Annotated in this window: 20 protein-coding genes; 17 read left to right on the forward strand and 3 right to left on the reverse strand. The window is 65.0% G+C overall.

The features are described from left to right. The first annotated feature begins 479 nt into the window (after positions 1-479). A complete protein-coding gene (locus tag ABWO90_RS23955) occupies positions 480-824 on the forward strand; it encodes a hypothetical protein (protein WP_353193714.1) in 345 nt (114 codons plus the stop codon). A gap of 152 nt (positions 825-976) precedes the next feature. Then, complete coding sequence (locus ABWO90_RS23960; protein ID WP_353193715.1) at positions 977-1,165, forward strand: glycine zipper 2TM domain-containing protein; 189 nt, start codon at positions 977-979, stop codon at positions 1,163-1,165. 72 nt (positions 1,166-1,237) lie between these two features. Here the strand turns inward: ABWO90_RS23960 and ABWO90_RS23965 are convergent, their stop codons facing one another. Beyond that, on the reverse strand, positions 1,238-1,537 hold the full coding sequence (locus ABWO90_RS23965) for a hypothetical protein (protein ID WP_353193716.1): 300 nt from the start codon (positions 1,535-1,537) through the stop codon (positions 1,238-1,240). 435 nt (positions 1,538-1,972) lie between these two features. Here ABWO90_RS23965 and ABWO90_RS23970 point away from each other — a divergent pair, with 435 nt between their 5' ends. The 5 genes from ABWO90_RS23970 (at position 1,973) to pdxY (ending at position 8,779) form a co-directional block, all read left to right on the forward strand. After that, on the forward strand, positions 1,973-2,242 hold the full coding sequence (locus ABWO90_RS23970) for a MoaD/ThiS family protein (protein ID WP_353193717.1): 270 nt from the start codon (positions 1,973-1,975) through the stop codon (positions 2,240-2,242). A gap of 56 nt (positions 2,243-2,298) precedes the next feature. Next, positions 2,299-3,420 carry a WD40/YVTN/BNR-like repeat-containing protein gene (locus ABWO90_RS23975; RefSeq protein WP_353193718.1) on the forward strand — a complete coding sequence of 374 codons (1,122 nt, stop codon included), beginning with the start codon at positions 2,299-2,301 and terminating at the stop codon, positions 3,418-3,420. Between the two features lie 301 nt (positions 3,421-3,721). Next, on the forward strand, positions 3,722-5,377 hold the full coding sequence (locus tag ABWO90_RS23980; protein WP_353193719.1) for a methyl-accepting chemotaxis protein: 1,656 nt from the start codon (positions 3,722-3,724) through the stop codon (positions 5,375-5,377). Between the two features lie 301 nt (positions 5,378-5,678). Beyond that, entirely contained in the window at positions 5,679-7,775 is a 2,097-nt protein-coding gene (gene fusA / locus ABWO90_RS23985) for an elongation factor G (protein ID WP_353193720.1), read from the forward strand. Between the two features lie 146 nt (positions 7,776-7,921). Continuing rightward, positions 7,922-8,779 (forward strand): pyridoxal kinase PdxY, encoded by an 858-nt coding sequence (pdxY, locus tag ABWO90_RS23990; RefSeq protein ID WP_353193721.1) that lies wholly within the window; start codon positions 7,922-7,924, stop codon positions 8,777-8,779. Between the two features lie 24 nt (positions 8,780-8,803). Here pdxY and fghA read toward each other — a convergent pair whose 3' ends face one another. Continuing rightward, a complete protein-coding gene (fghA, locus tag ABWO90_RS23995) occupies positions 8,804-9,658 on the reverse strand; it encodes an S-formylglutathione hydrolase (RefSeq protein WP_353193722.1) in 855 nt (284 codons plus the stop codon). A 227-nt stretch (positions 9,659-9,885) separates the two neighbouring features. Here fghA and ABWO90_RS24000 point away from each other — a divergent pair, with 227 nt between their 5' ends. The 8 genes from ABWO90_RS24000 to ABWO90_RS24035 all read left to right on the forward strand — a co-directional run bounded on the left by ABWO90_RS24000 (position 9,886) and on the right by ABWO90_RS24035 (position 16,208). Beyond that, complete coding sequence (locus tag ABWO90_RS24000) at positions 9,886-10,725, forward strand: winged helix-turn-helix domain-containing protein (RefSeq protein WP_353193723.1); 840 nt, start codon at positions 9,886-9,888, stop codon at positions 10,723-10,725. Positions 10,726-10,811: 86 nt separating this feature from the next. Continuing rightward, positions 10,812-12,416, forward strand: coding sequence for a glycoside hydrolase family 18 protein (locus ABWO90_RS24005; RefSeq protein WP_353193724.1), 1,605 nt, complete (start codon positions 10,812-10,814; stop codon positions 12,414-12,416). A 2-nt stretch (positions 12,417-12,418) separates the two neighbouring features. Beyond that, on the forward strand, positions 12,419-12,607 hold the full coding sequence (locus ABWO90_RS24010; protein WP_353193725.1) for a hypothetical protein: 189 nt from the start codon (positions 12,419-12,421) through the stop codon (positions 12,605-12,607). Between the two features lie 431 nt (positions 12,608-13,038). Then, positions 13,039-13,242 carry a hypothetical protein gene (locus ABWO90_RS24015; protein ID WP_353193726.1) on the forward strand — a complete coding sequence of 68 codons (204 nt, stop codon included), beginning with the start codon at positions 13,039-13,041 and terminating at the stop codon, positions 13,240-13,242. 156 nt (positions 13,243-13,398) lie between these two features. Continuing rightward, complete coding sequence (locus ABWO90_RS24020; RefSeq protein ID WP_353193727.1) at positions 13,399-13,587, forward strand: hypothetical protein; 189 nt, start codon at positions 13,399-13,401, stop codon at positions 13,585-13,587. A 457-nt stretch (positions 13,588-14,044) separates the two neighbouring features. After that, entirely contained in the window at positions 14,045-14,359 is a 315-nt protein-coding gene (locus tag ABWO90_RS24025; protein WP_353193728.1) for a hypothetical protein, read from the forward strand. Positions 14,360-14,511: 152 nt separating this feature from the next. After that, complete coding sequence (locus ABWO90_RS24030; RefSeq protein ID WP_353193729.1) at positions 14,512-15,258, forward strand: GntR family transcriptional regulator; 747 nt, start codon at positions 14,512-14,514, stop codon at positions 15,256-15,258. A 2-nt stretch (positions 15,259-15,260) separates the two neighbouring features. Continuing rightward, complete coding sequence (locus ABWO90_RS24035) at positions 15,261-16,208, forward strand: AEC family transporter (RefSeq protein WP_353193730.1); 948 nt, start codon at positions 15,261-15,263, stop codon at positions 16,206-16,208. Between the two features lie 63 nt (positions 16,209-16,271). On the opposite strand, the gene ABWO90_RS24040 is transcribed toward ABWO90_RS24035, so the two are convergent. Beyond that, positions 16,272-17,354 carry a GGDEF domain-containing protein gene (locus ABWO90_RS24040; protein ID WP_353193731.1) on the reverse strand — a complete coding sequence of 361 codons (1,083 nt, stop codon included), beginning with the start codon at positions 17,352-17,354 and terminating at the stop codon, positions 16,272-16,274. 533 nt (positions 17,355-17,887) lie between these two features. Between ABWO90_RS24040 and ABWO90_RS24045 the strand changes: the two genes are divergently transcribed. Then, positions 17,888-18,325 carry a hypothetical protein gene (locus ABWO90_RS24045; RefSeq protein ID WP_353193732.1) on the forward strand — a complete coding sequence of 146 codons (438 nt, stop codon included), beginning with the start codon at positions 17,888-17,890 and terminating at the stop codon, positions 18,323-18,325. A gap of 300 nt (positions 18,326-18,625) precedes the next feature. Further along, on the forward strand, positions 18,626-19,150 hold the full coding sequence (locus tag ABWO90_RS24050) for a GNAT family N-acetyltransferase (protein ID WP_353193733.1): 525 nt from the start codon (positions 18,626-18,628) through the stop codon (positions 19,148-19,150). Positions 19,151-19,204: the final 54 nt, after the last annotated feature.

Genomic DNA, 19,204 nt, shown 5'->3' on the forward strand with positions numbered 1-19,204 from the left:
CGGACTCTTAATCCGTAGGTCGAGTGTTCGAGTCACTCACGCCCCACCAAGTCACCAAACAAAAAGCCCGCCTTCCCGGCGGGCTTTTTGTTTTTCGGCCGCAGCACACCCTCCGCGATCGCTTCCAACAGATCTTCTGCGAACGCCGTCACGGCATGCCGTGTAATGCAAGCCAACATTTACCTGTTAAAGCGCGTCGCATTCCTGCCGATAACTCCCTTCTCCCCCGCGCAAAGCACGTGGAACGTCAGTAATACACACAAGGAGTTCAGAGAGTGAGATCTGTTGTCAGAACCGGTTTGATGTTGGGCGCAGTGTCGGCAGTTGCGGCACTCGCCGGCTGCGCGACCCATCCGATGAATAGCCCCGAGCAAATTCAGAATCTGGTTACCGCATTCAATACCGCTTGTCAGAATGCCGGGGGCGCAACGGGCACAGCCAGTCGCCAGGGCTCGCACGCGATCTGCACGAAAGACGGCGTGTCCGCGGATCTGTATATCCATGCGGACTTCATCTTCATCGACTCGCGCCGCAACGTCGCTGCGGCCGATCGCGTGCAGGTCGCCATCAAGAGCACCTGCACCAGCAAAAACGGTGGGTACACCCCGCCGTATCGCATGGTCGGCGCGCGCCTGATCGACGATCCGAACAACAAGGCCATCTGCCGCGTTGGAAACAGTTGGCTCGGCGAAACCCAACTGGTGAAGCAAGACAACGAGTACACGCTCAACGCAGGCGTTCAGCGCAGCCCGCAGGGCGCCCCCAAAGGGTCGGTCTACCTCAAAGACCTGAACCTCGCGCTCGAACTCACGCTCTTCAAATGAGGTGACGAGCACCGCGCCAGCTTGTCATCTTCCTCCTACAGCCAATTCAGTCGCGACCGATAGTGCGCAGCTAATACGCACACTATGCTGGACTCATGTCGCCGCGCGCCTCGGTTCGGCATGCGGCGCGCACGAGTCACAGGAGAAGCATCATGAAAGCTGCGAAGTCGATTCTCGTTGTCATCACGGCACTTGCGATGGGCTCGTCCATCTTCGGATGCACGTTGGGTGGCGCCGCAGCCGGCGGCGTCATCGGTCACGAAGCCACGGGCGGCAGCACAGCCGGCACGATCGGCGGTGCCGTCGTGGGCGGCGTGATCGGTCACGAACTCGGCAAGTAATCGCTATCTCGCCTGCCGGGCACCCCTGAAGGTGCGTCTGCCCGGTGCCTGATCGCGGCCGTGCTTGCGCCGTCAACGCCCCACCGCGTACAACGGGGTGTTGGCGGCGTAACCGTACATGATCAGGACGTCGCCCGCCAGCGCATCACCGGCAGCCCTCGCCTGCGCCACGCTCGCGTAACGCTTCGCGTGCGCAGTACACGTGACGTAGTGCCGCCCACCGCCCTTCAGCCCGCCGTCTTGCCGCCCGACAAAGGCCGCCTGACGCACACTCCAGACAAAGTACCCCGCGCATTTCGCTACCTCGGGTGGACGCTTGACCGCCTCCGTCCCCTCCGGCGCCGCCCCTCCGTCCTTGTGCAGTCGTGCCATACGCCGGATCGCCGCCCCCGACCAACGCCCCATGCCGATATCTCTCGCCCGGTTCCTTGTCATCGCTTCCTCCTGAATTTCGCCTGCGGCACTGCGCTCGCGGGCACTCCGATAATGGTGAACAATATCGAGGTGAATGGGGTTGGGGAGTGTCCGATATGCGATGCCACACCCTACGTCCACGCATCCCGGGCATCGAAACGCGTCGTCCGTCATGCGAAGGACGCACAACCGCGTCCTGCGCGCTACGTAAGCCCGCAGAGAGCGTTATTCACCGCGTGACATAGCGCTGCGAATGCGCAACACGGCAACAAAGCATGCTGTGCGAGTGTTCCTCATTGTCTACACTTAAACTCCCACTCTCCCGGCAGCACGGCATTCCGGCGGCGGCGTCCCACTGAACGCGGACCGCCCCGGCACGCGCACGACACCCATATGGCGACGATTACTTTCGCCCCCGCAATCCAGCGCCACGTCCCGGTCGACGAACAAGACGTCGAAGGCTCGACCGTGCAGGACGTGCTCGGGCACTGTATCGACCACACGCCCGCCTTGCGCGGCTATCTGCTCAACGATCAGGGGCGTTTGCGCCCGCACGTGGCGGTTTTCGTCGACGGCCGTCTGATCCGCGATCGTCAGACCCTGAGTGATCCATTGACCGCCGCGAGCCGCGTGTACGTCGCGCAGGCGCTTTCGGGCGGATAAGGCGGACGAGCGCACGAGCCCCGAACAAGACTTGCGCGCTCTCAAGGAGGTTGACCGTGGAACATGTCACTGGCGCCACGCTACTCGTCGCGACCCGCAAGGGCTTGTTCACCTGGCAGCGTGCGGCAGACGCCTGGCACCTGACATCGAGCACCCCGGATTTTCCAGGGGAACCGGTGAGCATGGTGCTGCACGACGCCCGCGACGGTACGGATTACGCAGCACTCAATCTCGGTCACTTCGGCGTGAAGCTCTGGTGCCGAGAACGGCAAGCCACTTCGTGGACCGAACTCGCGCCCCCTGCCTTCGCGCAACAGGACGCCGCGACCGACGCGCCCACGCCGCACGCGCAGACACAGGCGCCGTCCGTCGAGTTGCTCTGGTCGCTGGAAGCTGCGGGGCCGGATGCACCGGGCGTCCTCTGGGCGGGGACCATTCCCGGCGGACTCTTTCGCTCCGGCGATCACGGCCGCAGTTGGGAACTGGTCCGCAGCCTGTGGGAGCGTCCGGAGCGTGCCGAATGGATGGGAGGCGGGTACGACCACGCCGGAATTCACTCGATCTGCATCGACCCGCACGACAGCCGTCAGGTGATGGTCGCGGTATCGACCGGCGGCGTGTGGCGTACGCGTGACGATGGGCGCACCTGGGCGCTGGCCGCCACGGGCATGGAAGCCGACTACATGCCGCCCGAGCGCCGCCTCGATCCGAACGCGCAGGACGTCCACCGACTCGTGCAATGCCGCGATGCGCCCAACGCACTTTGGGCGCAGCATCACAACGGCATCTTTCGTACGCTCGATTACGGCGCGTCGTGGCGGCGCATTCAGGCCTCGCCGTCGAGCTTCGGCTTCGCGGTGGCCGTCGACCCGCATGATCCGGACGTTGCGTGGTTCGTGCCCGCGCAACGCGATGCATGCCGCATCCCGGTCGATGCGCGGCTCGTCGTCACCCGCACTCGCGACGGCGGCGAATCGTTCACCTCACTCATGCACGGCCTGCCCGAGACACCGTCCTACGACCTCATCTACCGCCACGGTCTGGACATCGACGCCACCGGAAACACACTCGCGATGGGCTCGACGACCGGCGCACTCTGGATCAGCAACAACGCAGGCGAACAATGGCAATGCGTCTCCGCGCATTTGCCGCCGATCTACGCTGTCCGGTTTGTCTGATCGAACGGTCAGAATTCCTACGCAACCGCCTGTCGTCGTTTACCCCGCCTGCGGGTAAGACACCTTCAGATATCGTATTTCGCGTCGTATACGAAGGTAGACGGATTGGCTTCATCGATTCCCCCCGTCGCGCGTCGCCGGACATGTCACACGTGTCGATCCGACGCGTGGGCCTACGTCGCGTCGTGCCCTACCCTTGTATCGACGCGGTCCGCGGCACTCCGGCGACCACTCCTCGTAACGCAGACGGCAACACCGCCCTTGTTGCCCCGGCATCACAACCCTATAGGAGTCATTTCGCATGCGAATCGCCGACCTCAAAATCCGAACCCGTCTATCCATCGGGTTCGGCACACTGCTGGCCCTGTTACTCACCATGCTGGTCATCGCGCTCGTGCGCTTCGTTGCCATCGAACGCGCCAATGAAGCGCTGCTCACCAGCGCGTGGGCCAAGGCCAACGCCGCGCACGACATCGACGCCATGGGGCGCGGCAACGCGCGCCGCCTGCTGGAGATCTTCACCACGACCGATGCCACGCAACGCAATACGCTCAACCAACGCATTGACGACAACCTCGCACGCATCGGCAAGGCGCAGGAAGTGCTCGACAAGTACGTCACGACAACCCAGGGCAAGCAGCTCGTGGCGGCCGTGAGGCAACACAACGATGCCTTCGTCAAGGCCAGGAGCACCACACTCGCGCAGTTGAACGCGAGCCAGCAAGACCTCGCCATGAGCACCGCGCAGCGCGACGCCCTGCCCGCGCTCGACGCCATGCAGGTCGAGTCCGTGCAACTGGTCGCGCTGCAGCAAAAGATCGTGGATGACACCGGCGCCGCGACCAGCGCCGACATCGCGTTCGCCAAGTGGCTGCTCGCCGCCATTGGCGCCGCGGCTGTGGTGGTTGGCGTCGGCGCCGCGTGGTCGGTCACGCGCAGCATTACGCGCCCGATCGCACATGCCGTACAAGTGGCGCAGCGCGTGGCCCAGGGCGACCTCACGAGTCGCATCGACGTGACGAGCCGCGACGAGACCGGTCAACTGATGGCCGCCCTCAAACACATGAATGAAAGTCTCGATCAGATTGTGCGGCGCGTGCGCAGCGGCACGGCGGCGATCGCATCGGCGTCCGGGCAATTGCTCGCGGGCAATACCGATCTGTCGGCCCGCACCGAAGAGCAGGCCGCATCGCTCGAAGAAACGGCGTCGTCGATGGAAGAACTCACGACAACGGTGCGCCAGAACGCCGACAACGCGCGTCAGGCGAGTCAACTGGCGTCGAACGCCTCGGAGATCGCCGGCGAAGGTGGCCGGGTCGTGGAACGTGCGGTGACCTCGATGCAGGAGATTGCCGACAGCTCTACGAAGATCAACGACATCATCGGCGTGATCGACGGCATTGCCTTCCAGACCAACATCCTCGCGTTGAATGCCGCCGTCGAAGCGGCGCGCGCCGGCGAGCAGGGACGGGGGTTTGCCGTGGTCGCCGGGGAGGTTCGCACCCTGGCCCAGCGCAGCGCCGCTGCTGCGAAGGAAATCAAGGCGCTGATCGAAACGTCCGTGAGCAAGGTGACGGACGGCTCGTCGCAAGTGCGCGACGCGGGGCGCACGATGACCGACATCGTGCAGGCCGTGCAGCGCGTGACCGACATCATGGGCGAGATCTCGGCGGCCTCGAGCGAACAATCGGGCGGCATCGAACAGGTCAACACCGCGGTCATGCAGATGGACCAGGTCACGCAGCAGAACGCCGCACTGGTCGAGCAAGCCACGGCGGCGGCCGGGTCGCTGGAAGATCAGGCGCGCCACCTGCGCGAAGCGGTCGCGGTGTTCCGCCTCGCTGACGGGGAAGTCGCCTCGCCCGCCTATGCCTCACAGGGTGAGAACGCCGATCCTGCCGCCAACGGCGCGCGCGGCAGCGTCGTTGCGTTCGCGCGCCAGCGCAATGTCGCGTGATCGCCAGCACGCGCGCGACGCCCTGCGCGACACCCTGCACGACACTCTGCGCTTGACGTTGCACTGACCGCTGCGCTGCGCCGCCGGCCCGACGCCGGGGCGTGGCGCAAGGGGCGAATTTCGGGGCAACTTGCCGCACCATCCGTGACAGCGCAAGGGCTGCGACCGCACGCCGCAGCCTGGCGCAAATCCCCGTATCTGCTGGCCTTCGGGCCGATGTCACGGTCAGCGCGGCATCGCAACATTGGAGTATGATGGCTGCTGCTATGCTTTTTCCCACCGTCTGGAAAAGAGGTGTACCGTGGCCCGAAAGACCCCCATCGAGCGCTACCGAAACATTGGCATCAGTGCTCACATTGACGCTGGCAAGACGACGACGACCGAGCGGATTTTGTTCTACACGGGCGTCAACCACAAGCTGGGCGAAGTCCACGAAGGCGCCGCCACGATGGACTGGATGGAGCAGGAACAGGAACGCGGCATTACGATCACATCCGCCGCGACCACCTGCTTCTGGCGCGGCATGGCCGGCAACTATCCCGAACATCGCATCAACATCATCGACACGCCGGGGCACGTCGACTTCACGATCGAAGTCGAGCGTTCGATGCGCGTGCTCGACGGCGCGTGCATGGTCTACGACTCGGTCGGCGGCGTGCAGCCGCAGTCGGAGACCGTCTGGCGCCAGGCCAACAAGTACAAGGTGCCGCGCATCGCGTTCGTCAACAAGATGGACCGCGTGGGTGCCGACTTCTTCCGAGTCCACAAGCAGATTCACGAGCGTCTGCGCGGCAACGCCGTGCCGATCCAGATTCCCATCGGCGCCGAAGACCACTTTCTGGGTGTGGTCGATCTCGTGAAGATGAAGGGCATCGTCTGGGACGAAGAGTCCAAGGGCGTGAAGTTCGAGTACGTCGACATTCCCGCCAACCTCAAGGACACGGCGCAGGAATGGCACGACAAGATGATCGAGGCCGCCGCCGAAGCCGATGAGGCATTGCTCGAAAAGTATCTCGGCGGCGAGACGCTGACCGAAGAGGAAATACGCGGCGCGCTGCGCAAGCGCACTGTCGCGGGCGAGATCGTGCCCATGCTGTGCGGCACCGCCTTCAAGAACAAGGGCGTGCAAGCCATGCTCGACGCCGTGATCGATTACCTGCCGTCACCGGTCGACGTGCCGGCCATTGCCGGACACGACAAGGACGACAAGGAAATCGAGCGCCATCCGTCGGACGACGAGCCGTTCTCCGCCCTCGCCTTCAAGATCATGACCGACCCGTTCGTGGGCCAGTTGATCTTCTTCCGGGTGTATTCCGGCGTGATCGAGTCGGGCGGCACCGTGCTCAACCCGCTCAAGGACAAGAAGGAACGTCTGGGCCGCATCTTGCAGATGCACGCGAACACGCGCCAGGAAATCAAGGAAGTGCGCGCGGGCGATATCGCCGCCGCCGTCGGCCTGAAGGAGGCGACCACCGGCGACACGTTGTGCGACCCGAATAACATCATCATTCTCGAGAAGATGGAGTTTCCGGAGCCGGTGATCTCGCAGGCGGTGGAGCCGAAGACAAAGGCCGACCAGGAGAAGATGGGCCTGGCGCTCAATCGTCTGGCGCAAGAAGATCCGTCGTTCCGCGTGCAGACTGACGAGGAATCCGGCCAGACGATCATCTCGGGCATGGGCGAATTGCACCTCGAAATCCTCGTCGACCGCATGCGCCGCGAGTTCGGCGTGGAGGCCACCGTCGGCAAGCCGCAGGTCGCCTATCGCGAAACCGTGCGCAAGAAAGTCGAAGACGTACAGGGCAAGTTCGTCAAGCAGTCGGGGGGTCGCGGTCAGTACGGCGACGTCGTCATCACGCTCGAACCGGACAAGGAAAAGCCCTACGAATTCGTCGATGCCGTCAAGGGCGGCGTGGTGCCGCGCGAGTACATCCCCGCGGTGGACAAGGGCATTCGCGACACGCTCAACACGGGCGTGGTGGCCGGCTATCCGGTCGTCAACGTGAAGGTCACGCTCACGTTCGGCTCGTACCACGATGTGGACTCGAACGAAAACGCATTCCGCATGGCCGGATCGATGGCGTTCAAGGAGGCCATGCGCCGCGCCGAACCGGTGCTGCTCGAGCCGATGATGGCGGTCGAAGTCGAAACGCCCGAGGAGTTCATGGGTAACGTGATGGGCGACCTCTCCGGGCGTCGCGGCATCATGCAGGGCATGGACGATATCGTGGGCGGCGGCAAGATCGTGCGCGCCGAGGTGCCACTGTCCGAAATGTTCGGCTACTCGACGTCGCTGCGCTCGCTCACGCAAGGGCGTGCCACGTACACGATGGAATTCAAGCATTACGCGGAAGCGCCCAAGAACGTGGCCGACGCGGTCATCACTTCCAAGAAGTAACGCGCCGGACGGCGCGGTCACGGCACAGCCTTCCCGGGCTACCTTGCCCCTCGCCGTCCGAACGCGCAGCGCCCGCGACGGGTGCGGTTTCGTCTCCCGACGGAATCGTTCCGCCAGCGGGCGTTGTTCATTTCACGTCACACGCCATGAAAAACATCCTCAGCATTCAGTCCCACGTCGTGTTCGGCCACGCGGGCAACAGCGCCGCCGAATTTCCGATGCGACGTCTGGGCGTCAATGTCTGGCCGATCAACACCGTGCAGTTCTCCAATCACACGCAGTACGGCAAGTGGGCCGGACAGGCACTGCCGAGCGAGGAGATTCTGCGACTGGTCGACGGCATCGCGGACATCGGCGAACTGGTCAACTGCGACGCGGTGCTCTCGGGCTATCTCGGCGCCCCCGAGCAGGCGGGCTTCGTACTCGCCGCCGTGCAGCGGGTGAAGTATGCGAATCCGGCCGCGATCTACCTGTGCGACCCGGTGATGGGCCATCCCGAAAAAGGCTGTCAGGTAAAACCGGGCATCGAGCAATTTCTCGTTGAGCACATGCCGGCGGCGGCCGACATCATGGCGCCCAATCACCTCGAACTGGAGAAGCTCTCGCAGCACCCGATCGACACGTTCGACGATGCGATCGCCGCCTGCCGCGCCCTGCTCGCGCGCGGGCCCAAGATGATTCTCGTCAAGCATCTGGAGTACGCGGGCAAGCCGGCGGATCGCTTCGAGATGCTCGTCGTGACGAACGACGAGGCATGGCACGGCCATCGTCCGCTGTATCCGTTCGCGCGTCAGCCGGTGGGCGTCGGCGATCTCACCTCGGGGGTGTTCCTCGCGCGACTGCTGCGTGGCGATACGGTCCGTGAAGCGTTCGAGCACACGTTGGCAGCCGTCGACGCCGTGCTGTCAGTCACGCATCTGCACGGCGGCTACGAATTGGAGATTGTGCGAGCGCAGGACGAGATCGTTACGCCGCCGCGCCGTTACACGGCGCGGGCGGTGTGAGTTTCCTGCCGGGCGGGGCGTCGTTCAGAAGGCGCGCAGTTGCTCTGCGTGGTGCGACAGATGGTCCGCCATGAAGGTCTGAATGAAGTAGTAACCGTGGTCGTAGCCGTTGTGACGTCGCAGGTTCAACGGCTGCCCGGCATTGCGGCAAGCCGCCTCGAACAGATGCGGATGCAGTTGGCTTTCGAGAAACTGATCGTTAAGCCCCTGATCGATCAGAATGCCTTCGGGGAAGACCGCCTGCCCCGCTTTCGCGATCAGCGCCGTGGCATCGTACTGACCCCACGTTTCCCGATCGCCGCCGAGATAACCCGAGAGCGCCTTCTCACCCCACGGGCATTGCATCGGCGCGGCGATCGGCGCAAAGGCCGACACCGAGCGGAATTTGTCAGGGTTGCGCAGGCCGAGCGTCAACGCGCCATGCCCCCCCATCGAATGGCCGAAGATCCCGATGCGGTTCGCGTCGATCGGTAGCGATTGCGTCACCAGACCGTAAAGCTCGTCGACGAGGTAGCTGTACATGCGGTAATGCGTCGACCACGGGGCCTGCGTGGCATCGAGATAGAAACCCGCACCGACGCCGAAGTCCCACGCGTCGGTCTCGCCGGGCACGCCGGCACCGCGCGGGCTCGTATCGGGTGCAATCAGCGCCACGCCGTGCTCGGCGGCCAGCCACTGCGCACCGCCCTTGATCATGAACGTCTCTTCCGTGCAGGTCAGCCCAGCGAGATAGAACAGGGCCGGCACCGCACGGCCGTCTCGCGCCTGCGGCGGCAGGAACACCGAAAAACGCATCGGCAAGCCGATGACGGACGAAGCATGGCGATAGAAGCGTTGCGCGCCGCCGAAACAACGGTGTTCGGAGATGAGTTCGAGCATGACGGAATCCGGAAATCTTCGGGAAATCGGCGATGACGGTGCGCCAGCAACGCGCTGGCGGCCACGACGATCCAAGGCAGCTATCTTACCTCGCCGCCCGGCGCGTGACATCGCCAAGGTACGTCGATAAGTGGTGGCTCGCTCGCTTTGTCGCGCTTGTCGCCTTGTGGCAGGCACCATCGCATCGCTACGGTTGGCGTCCCTTATCCCGATATCAGGAGCGCCCCATGCCGATGCCACCGTTCGATCTCGACGACGTGACCAACCTCGTGCAACACGAGGGCATTGCCGCGCGGCTGTCCGAGCAGGAAAAGCGTTTGCTGGTGTTGCTCGCAGGCCGCGAGGGCACGGCGTTTGGCAAGCGTGCGTTGATGGAGGCGCTGTGGGGGACGCGCGCCGAGTGGATGGAAGACGCGGTCCTCGTGCAGCTCGTCTCACGTCTGCGTCGCTCGCTCGCCCCGTTGGGCCTGCAACGCGCCATCGTCACCGTCGCCCGCGTGGGGTATCGCTTCGACGCCCCCGCAGCGAGCACACCGTTGCCGGTCGATGCCAATAGCGATGGCGACGCCGACCGGTGCGCCGTGACAGTTCGCGACGCAGCGCCCACATCGGCAGGCGCGCCCCGCCTCCACCACGACGTGGCGCGCGACGGCCATGGCGAAGTCCATCGTGATGGCGTGATCGTGCGCATTCCCCACCTCGAATATCGCCTGCTGTGCGCCTTGCGCACGCCCATTGGCGTCGCGCATGACAAACGTACGTTGATCGCGCTGCTGTGGCCGTCGCGCCCCGATCAGGACGATACGAATCTGATGCAGGTCGTCTCACGCCTGCGCCGCAAGCTCATTCCCGTCGACCTCCATCGACACATCGTCACGGTGCCCGGTGTCGGTTATCGCTTTGAACCGCTCACGTGCGCCGGACGAGCGGCGGCGCCTGACCTCTCGACGGGGTGCCCGCCCCATGCGCCGCTGTCGCCCGCCGGGTCCCCGGTCGCACGGTGGCTCACCCATCTGCTGCCCGTACGCGGCGCCCTGACAAGGCTTTTGCGCTGGCGAGCGCGTTGAGCCGCCGCGACGCTGGTCGTGCCGTAGCCGTCGCAGCCAGTACCGCCCGGCAATGGCAATCGTCCATTCCCTTTCAGGAGTCCACCATGTCCCAAACGAAGACATCAGCCCCGACACCCCGCACCGTCGTCGATACGTCGAACGCTGTCCCGCCGTCCGTCGAGACCGCAGACGCGAGCGAGCTCGTCTATGCGTCCGATCCTCAGGACGGCGCCACCGAGACGACCTATGCGCAAAACGGCTTCGACCCGGCGACCAGCACCGCGCAGTTGTCATACACGTCGGCACGCGTCGCCCGTCGTGTCTACAACCGTTACGCGAAGAATGCATTTGAAGTGTCCGGCTACTACACCGACTGGTCGCAATACGACGGTCGCCTCGACGGCGATTTCAGCAACGACGCGGCCGGGCGTGGCGTGGATCTGATGTGGCTCGACCCGTTCGCCTACGACCGCCTGATCGTCGGCTTCGCCGGCATCATCGGCGATCAGGGCGAGAAGGCCCAGACGATTGCGCGCGCGGCGGCCGACTTCGGGCGCAAGCCCGATCAGGTCACGCCCGTCGACAGTTGGGGCGACGTGCTGTCCTATCGCAATTGCGGCTTCGACGGCTGGGTCAGCAACGACGCCGTCGCCATGTTCCAGCAGTCGCGGGCCCAAGGCGTGCTCGGCGGGCTGCGCCTGCTGCACGCGAAGAACCCGGCACTCAAACTGGCGCTGGCCGTCGGCGGCTGGACGATGAGCCAGGCGTTCCACGGCGTGGCGGCGAGCGCCGCGCGACGCAAGACGTTCTGTGCAAGCGTGGTGGATCTGTTCCGGCGCTTTCCGATGTTTGCCGAGATCAACATCGACTGGGAGTATCCGGGGGCGCCGGGCGACACCGGCAACACCTTTGACGACAGCGACGGCCCGAACTACGCCGCGCTGGTAGGCGACCTCAAACGCGCGCTGGTGGCCGCCGGGCGAAAGGACGTCGAGATCTCGATCGCGGTGTCGGCCAACGTTGCCGACCTACAAAAGGCCAATCTGCCGGGCATCATCGCGGCGGGGGTCTCGCGTCTGAATCTGATGACCTACGACTTCTTCGGCACCCCCTGGGCCCCGGCACTGGCCCACCACACGAACCTGCACGATACCGACCCTTCGGACCCGAACGGCTTCTCCGTCGATCGTGCCGTGAACTGGCTGCGTCAGGCCGGCGTGCCGCTCGCCAGGGTGCATATCGGCTATGCAGCGTACTCACGCAACGCGCTCGATGCCCGGATCGGGCAGGTGTCGGCGCTCTCGGGCACCTACTCGCCGGGCGACGGCATCACGGCCGGCACGTTCGAATCGGGGACCACCGAGTACTACGACATGCTGTTCAACTACCTCGATCCGGAGCACGGCGGCGGACGTAACGGCTTCGTGCTCTACACCGATCCGGTCGCCGACGCCGACTTCCTGTTCAACCCGTCGAACGGGCTCTTCCTCTCGCTCGATACGCCGCGCTCGGTGCGGGCCAAGGGCGAATACGTTCGACGCAACGGGCTTGGCGGGTTGTTCACGTGGACGATCGATCAGGACAGCGGCCTGCTCGCCAACGCGGCGCATGAGGGGCTGGGGCAGACGGCCACCGTCTCGAACATCGACATGCAGCCGCTCTACTTCAGCGGCAAGACCGCGCTCGACGACGAGACTTCGGGAGGCTGACCATGCGCTTCATTCTGTCTCGCCTGCTCGAACCGTCGACCTGGGCCGGGTTGACGGGGCTCGCCTTCTCGCTCGGTACCTCGCAGGACGTGATCCACGAGCTGGCGCAAGCCGGGGCCGCCGTCGCCTCGCTGGCGGCGATGGCGCTGCCCGAGCGCCCCACGGGTGATGACGCCCACCGTCAGCCGTAACCCAAGCAGCAACGGGGCACGGGCCGGGACGCACTGCCAACGCGTGTTCGGCCCGTGTCGAAAAAAAATTGTCACGATTTCTAAACTTTTCGTCCGGGGCGTCGCTATACGTTAAAGGACGTGTGGTGACCCCGCGCCAACCGGCAATGCCACGGCGCGTGCGTGCGCGAATTTTGAGCGCTCTGGAAAGTTGTCACAATCTCCGGCTAAGATGCGTCGCGCAACGCAGCACGCGAGATCGCATCCATCGCATCGGCGCAAGAGGCCTCGTCCCGTCAGGCATGTCATGCAGTCGCGGTAACGAAATCCGTCAGCAGTGCATTACAGAAGCATCGCGCCACCGCGCCGGCACGGTCCGCCAGGACCGGTCAGGACGCAGGCGATGGTGCATAACACCGACCAGATCGACCAGAGATTCACCCGGGGGCCATATGAAGCTGATCCTGCTGGCGCTTGCCGCCTCGCTGTTTACGCTCGTCATGATGGTGCAGGCGCGCAGCGAAGCGACCGACGCTGGTGTCTCCACCGCTCGCACCGCGTCCGGCATCTACGTGAACGACCACACGCCTACGCGCAAGGACATGGCCATGTGGAATGCGCGTCGCAAGATGCACGCCGTGCGCCAGGAAGACTGACCGACACCTCCCGTCACCCCTCGATATGCGCGGTCCCCCGGGATCGCCGCTGTCGCGCCATTACCGTCGCCGCAACATGCTGCGACGCACCAAATTTGGGCATCCTCCGGCACCGTCCTATAGTGGAAGGGCAATTCAGGTGAGGAGACGAAAACGATGCCCGCATTCCACTTCAATCTTTACGACCTGACGTTGTTCCTGCCGATGGCAGTGGCCGGAGCCCTGCTCGTTGGCGGTATCCCGGTCGCCACCCGGACGACGCGCTATGGATTGCGTGCCGCCGGCGCAGCGGCCGGGGCGCTAGTCGCGTTCCTTGTCGTGGAGGCGTTGCCCGTGCTCGTATAGCCGGCACACGCATTCGCCGCATCGAATGACGCCGGGCCGCCTGCGCGCGTGACGCGCAGTGAGGTGCTGTCGGCCCGCGCTTTGTTGCATTCGGGCGTTGCGATCCGAAGGATCACGCCTGCGGCGACGTGCGCGCTGCCGAAGTGGCGCGGCGCTCGACACTGCACGCACCAAAACACGTGCGACGGTCATGGCGCTGTCATCCCCACCCCCTATGCTCGTGTCTGGCAACTTCGGTTGCGCTGTCACCCTCTCTGTTGCGCCGCCGACCCGCTCGGCGGTTTTTTTATGCCTGACCGACGCCCGACATGCGGTACCTCGCGTCATCGTTTTGTCCCGACAGCGGCACATCCATCGCCTACAATCACCGGAAGTGCAACGCTGTGTGCGTGCGGCCGAGATGCCACCGACGTTCGACGTCCGGCCACGCGCCTGAGCTGTCAGAGGAGTCTCTCGCATGTCCGACGTGTTCTCCCACGCCTTTGCCGTCGTCATCAATCATTACCGCTCGCCACGCCAGTACACCGTGTCTGTCGAGCGCGCCAGTGAAATGGTCGCCAAGAACATCGGCCTGTTTTCAGACGGTTTCGCTGCCGAACCGCATCTGATCGTCGGGCTATTCGAACGAGAAGCCGACGCCTGGGCCCTCGCCCGGCGCCTGCAAAGAACGCGCACGACCGTTCAGGCACTCCTGCAGACGCCCGCGCGCTCCACCGCGTCTCCCGGTCCCTCGCCGACCCTGCTGCCGCCCGAACTGGACGCCAGCGACTGACAGCGCCCGGGCCGACGGGGTTTCACGCCCCTTGCACCCTGCTTGTCCGACCTCCCCGACACCTTCATCGGAAAAAAGATCGCCGCCGTCCGTTCGCAAGCGTAGAATTCGGAATTCCAAATATCACCGATACCGGCGAATGCCGGGATTCCATGTCTCATTCCGCGGACACGCCCACATCCACGCTCGACGACGGCCAGCTGCATTCGCCGCTGGCGCCACTGGCCAGCTCGCCCGTCCTCATCGATCAGGTGTATTCGCGTTTGCGCGACGCCATTGCCGATCTCACGCTGCCGCCGGGCGAACGCATCCGCCAAGCGGAACTGGCCGATTCGCTCGGCGTTTCGCGGCAACCGGTCAGTCACGCGCTGCAACTGCTCAAGCGCGACGGTCTGGTGTGCGACAGCGGGCGGCAAGGGCTCGAAGTCGCGCCCATCGATGCCGATCATCTGCGACGTCTGTATGAGGTGCGCACCGCGCTTGACGGACTCGCGGCCCGGCTGGCGGCAGTTCGCGTTGCACAAGGCACGATGGCCGGGCGCGAGCTTCAACGTCTGCGCGATGCCGTCGAGACCGGCATGGCGATGACGCATGGCACGCCGGTCGCGCGGCAGGTCCGGGCGGAAGTTGCGTTTCACACCGCGTTGCACGATGCCTCGGGCAATCCGCTGATTGCGCAGACCGTCGCGCCACAATGGCCGCACATCATGCGGGCGATGGCCGCGACCCTGGATGCGATGCCGATGCAGGAAGTCGTCTGGCACGAACACGGCGAGATCGTCGCTCGCATCGCGGCGGGCGATGCCGACGGCGCCGAAGCGGCCGCCCGCCAGCACACCGAGGCCGACGGCGGCACCGCGCGCCGGGAATGGCTCACGCGTCTGGCGGAGGCGCACTGACCATGCAGGCCGTCATCTCTGCCGCCCTGCCCGTCTTCGGGCTGATCTTCCTCGGGTATCTCTGCGCACGCCGCGCCTGGCTCGGCGACGCCGCACTCGACGCGCTCAACCGTTTCGTCGTCTATCTCGCGCTGCCCGCCGTGCTGTTCCAGTCGATGGCGCAGATCACGTGGGCCGAACTGTTCAATCCGGGCTTTCTCGGCGCGTTCGGCGGCGGCATGGCGGCCACGTTCGCGCTCTCGTTCCTGCTCGATCGCGCGGTGCGCGGCCGACTGACCGACGCGAGCATCGAAGGCATGGGCGCCGCCTATCCGAACGCCGGTTTCATGGGACTGCCCCTGTGCCTGGTGGCGTTCGGCCCGGCCAGCGTCCCGGCGGTCGTCGTCGCCATGCTGCTCACCGCGACCGTACTCTTCGCCATCTCCATCGCCATCATCGAAACGGATCTTCAGGCCACACCGAACTGGCGTCGCACTGCGGGCTTCGTCGCGCGTGCGCTCATACGCAACCCTTTGGTGGTGTCACCGTTCATCGGCATGGGATTTGCCGCCGCCGGGGTGACCTTGCCCGCGCCGGTGCTTCACTTCACGACGTTGCTTGGCGGCGCCGCAAGTCCGTGCGCGCTCGTGGCCATCGGGATGTTCCTGGCGCAGAGTTCGGGCGCGTCGCGCGAACCCCGAATCGCGCGCGCCGTCGGACGCCTGGTCGGACTGAAACTCGTGTTCCAACCGGCGATCACGGCGTTTCTGGCGTTCCGCGTCTTCGATCTTCCGACAATCTGGGCGCACAGCGCGCTGCTGCTTTCCGCGTTGCCGATCGGCACGGGGCCGTTCATGCTCGCGCAACTTTACGGGCGCGAGGCAGCAGTGGCATCGCGCGCGATCCTGATCTCTACGGTGTTGTCGGTGGTGACGGTGTCGCTGCTGATCGGTTGGTTCAGCGTTCGCTGAGGGCGAGACCGCCAGTCGAGTCATCTGAAGCTACGGCGGGGTCGGCGTCTTGTCAGTGCGCCATCAGCGCAGGCTGGCCGTCGACGCCACGACCACACGGTCGCGGCCCGCACGCTTCGCGGCATAGAGTGCCGCATCGGCCGCACCGAGCAAACGCATGGGAAGACTCTCGGGGTCTGCGATATCGCGCGGGTCCACGCTCGCCAGACCGATGGAAATCGTGAGCGGCACCAGCGTGCCGTCGTCATCGGGCACCTCCAGACGGGCCACGGCGCGACGCACTCGCTCCGCCACCGTCCCTGCCCAGTTCTGCTCGGTCTGCACGAGCAACGCCGCGAACTCTTCGCCGCCGTAACGCGCGAGCGTATCCGTCACCCGCAACTGCGCCCGCATGCAGACGCTCGCGGCACGCAACGCGCGATCGCCCGTGGCATGCCCGTGACTGTCGTTCACGCGCTTGAAATGGTCGATGTCGATGAGCAGGCACGCAAGCGGTGCGCCGTAACGCGCTCCGCGAACGACTTCCTCGCGCAAACGCTGATCGAAGTAGCGTCGGTTCGACAGTCCCGTCAGCGGGTCCGTCAGGCCAATGCGCTTCAGGCGCTCACGGTTCCACATGTTCTCCAGGCACACGGCAACGACGGCACCGAAGCGTTCGATGAAGTCCGTCGCCATCTCGGCGGTGAAGCGACGGGCATCGCGGCTGCCCAGCGCAATGGCGCCGAGGTAACGGCCGTTGCGCGCGAGCGGCATGATCACGGCACTCGCCGGCAGACGCACCCCGAACAGCGGCGTATGACGCTCGCGGGGCGCACCGATCCAGAGCCGTCCGTCGCCGCAAACGGCAGAGAACGTGCCGACGTCCTGCGCGATGCTGAGCCCCGCGTCGAGCGCGCGGATGCCTTCGGCGGTATCGATGAGATCGCGCAGCGTGTCGTCGACTTCGGCCAGCATCAGATGGACGCCGGAAAGATCGAAATCGTGACGCAGGCGATTGAGCACCACCTCCAGAAACTGACCGAAGTCCGGCGCGCCCATGAGCGCCAGCTCGATGTCCTGAAAACGTTTTAGCGAGCGCTCGTTGCGCTGGACGGTCGCCAGTAGCGATTGCAGAGCGTCGAGCGTCGGTGCCTGGTTGGTTGCCACGTAAGGTCTCGAGAGACACGCGGCACTTCGCGGCCGCCTAGCGTGCTTGCCCGGCATCGTGCCTGCCGCCCCGGTGCTGTTCTTGATAGCGCATCGGGGCGCCAGGACGGGCACAAGCGGACATTTGTGTACCTGCTCGCACCCACATTGAGGCCATGATGGCAGCGGTCAAGCAGCCACCATGAGGCCGTTAACGGCAACCTTCCATCAATTTGAAGGGTAGCGAAGATGAATTTTGCAGCCCCGAAATCGAGCTGTGGCGCGGTTTTCTGCGAGACTAGGGAAAATACCTACTCCGTGTGTAAGCCGTGTGGCAGTGCACCAAATTGCGCGTCGGCGCTCGTTCGCGACGCGTGGACGGTCGGACGGCCATCTCGACAAGCGAATTTTGCGGACCTACAATCGCGGCCGCTCGCGCGCACTGTCCGCTGTCCTGGTCCCTTCCAGGCGACGACGATCGATCCGACAGGCAGCGCGAACCGGCCGCTCGACCGCTGTCTGTGCGGCCGCTTACCTTTCCCACGGAGACACTGTTGTCCAAGCTCTACCCGCGCATGTTGCGCAACGCCGGCGTCGCCTTCGTGCTGGCGTCGCTCGCCGCGTTCGCCGCCCCGGCGTTCGCCAAGTCGGCTCACGCCACGCATCACACTCAGGCACACGCCAAGTCGGCATCGGCCAAGCCCGCAAAGCAATCGACTCGTCGCAAAACCGGCAGCGCCCGAAAAGCCACGGTCGGACAGTCGTCATCGCATGCGCATGCACGCACGTCTCGGACGTCCCGTACGTCCCGTACGTCCCATCACGCGGCAAACCGCACTGGCCACAGTGCGAAGCAAGCAAACGCAGGCACGCCGCGCCACGGCAAGAAGACGGTGAAGGCGCACCACACCGTAACGCCGAAGACGACACACAAGGCACGCCCGACCATCGCCAGCCGTCGGCACGCCCACGCCCGCACCTCGCGCGCGTAAGGCATCGCCCATCGGGCACACCGGCGCCCGCCGGTGCTCCCGTGCCACATGTCCATAACCGCGCTATAGTGAACGGCGGGTGACAGACGAGCGAGGCTCGCGTCATCCGCTTCTTTCGTTCAGACCCGCATAGCGCGGTGACATGTCCATGACACCCCGGTTCGGCGGCGCACACGTTGCGCCCGCGCCACAGGACACGCCTCCGGATTTACCCTCCGGTGGCAGGTTCCGGCTTTTTTATTTCGGCATCTTCCGCTCCCATTTCCCTTCGGCGACTTCCTGCATTGCGGGAGCACCGGCATGACGACGCCCCGTATCCTGCCCGCGACGATGCAGGACATCGCGCACATCGCCGCGTTGCATGCCGACAGTTGGCAAGCCACTTACGCGCATACGTTGCCTACCCAGAATGTGCGCGACTATCTGCGGTTGGAACACGCAGCGTTGTGGCGCGAACGCCTGATGCGTCCCGACGACCCCGCACTGCGTATATGGAAAGCCTGCCCCGACAGAGGGGACGGCGCGCTGGCCGGATTCGTCTGCGCGCTGTCGGGCACCGACGGCATCCTGCTCGACAATCTGCATGTGGCGCCCGCCTGGCAAGGCCAAGGCGTAGGCGGTGCCTTGTTCCGCCGTGTGCTGGACTGGGCCGGCGCGCTCGACCCCGATGCCTCGCTGTACCTGTGGGTGCTGGCGCACAACGTACGCGCACGGCGTTTCTACGAACGGTTGGGCGGTAGCGCGGGAACGGTGCACCCTATCGCGGTCTCCCCCGGCATCGAAGTTCCGGCGTTGCGCTACGAGTGGCGTCCCGGGCAGCGTTAGTGCGTGCTAACCGCCGTGGAATCAAGGCATGGAAAACGTGAATCGACCGGCCGT

It is taken from the genome of Pandoraea pnomenusa (assembly GCF_040391475.1).
GTDB lineage: Bacteria > Pseudomonadota > Gammaproteobacteria > Burkholderiales > Burkholderiaceae > Pandoraea > Pandoraea pnomenusa_C.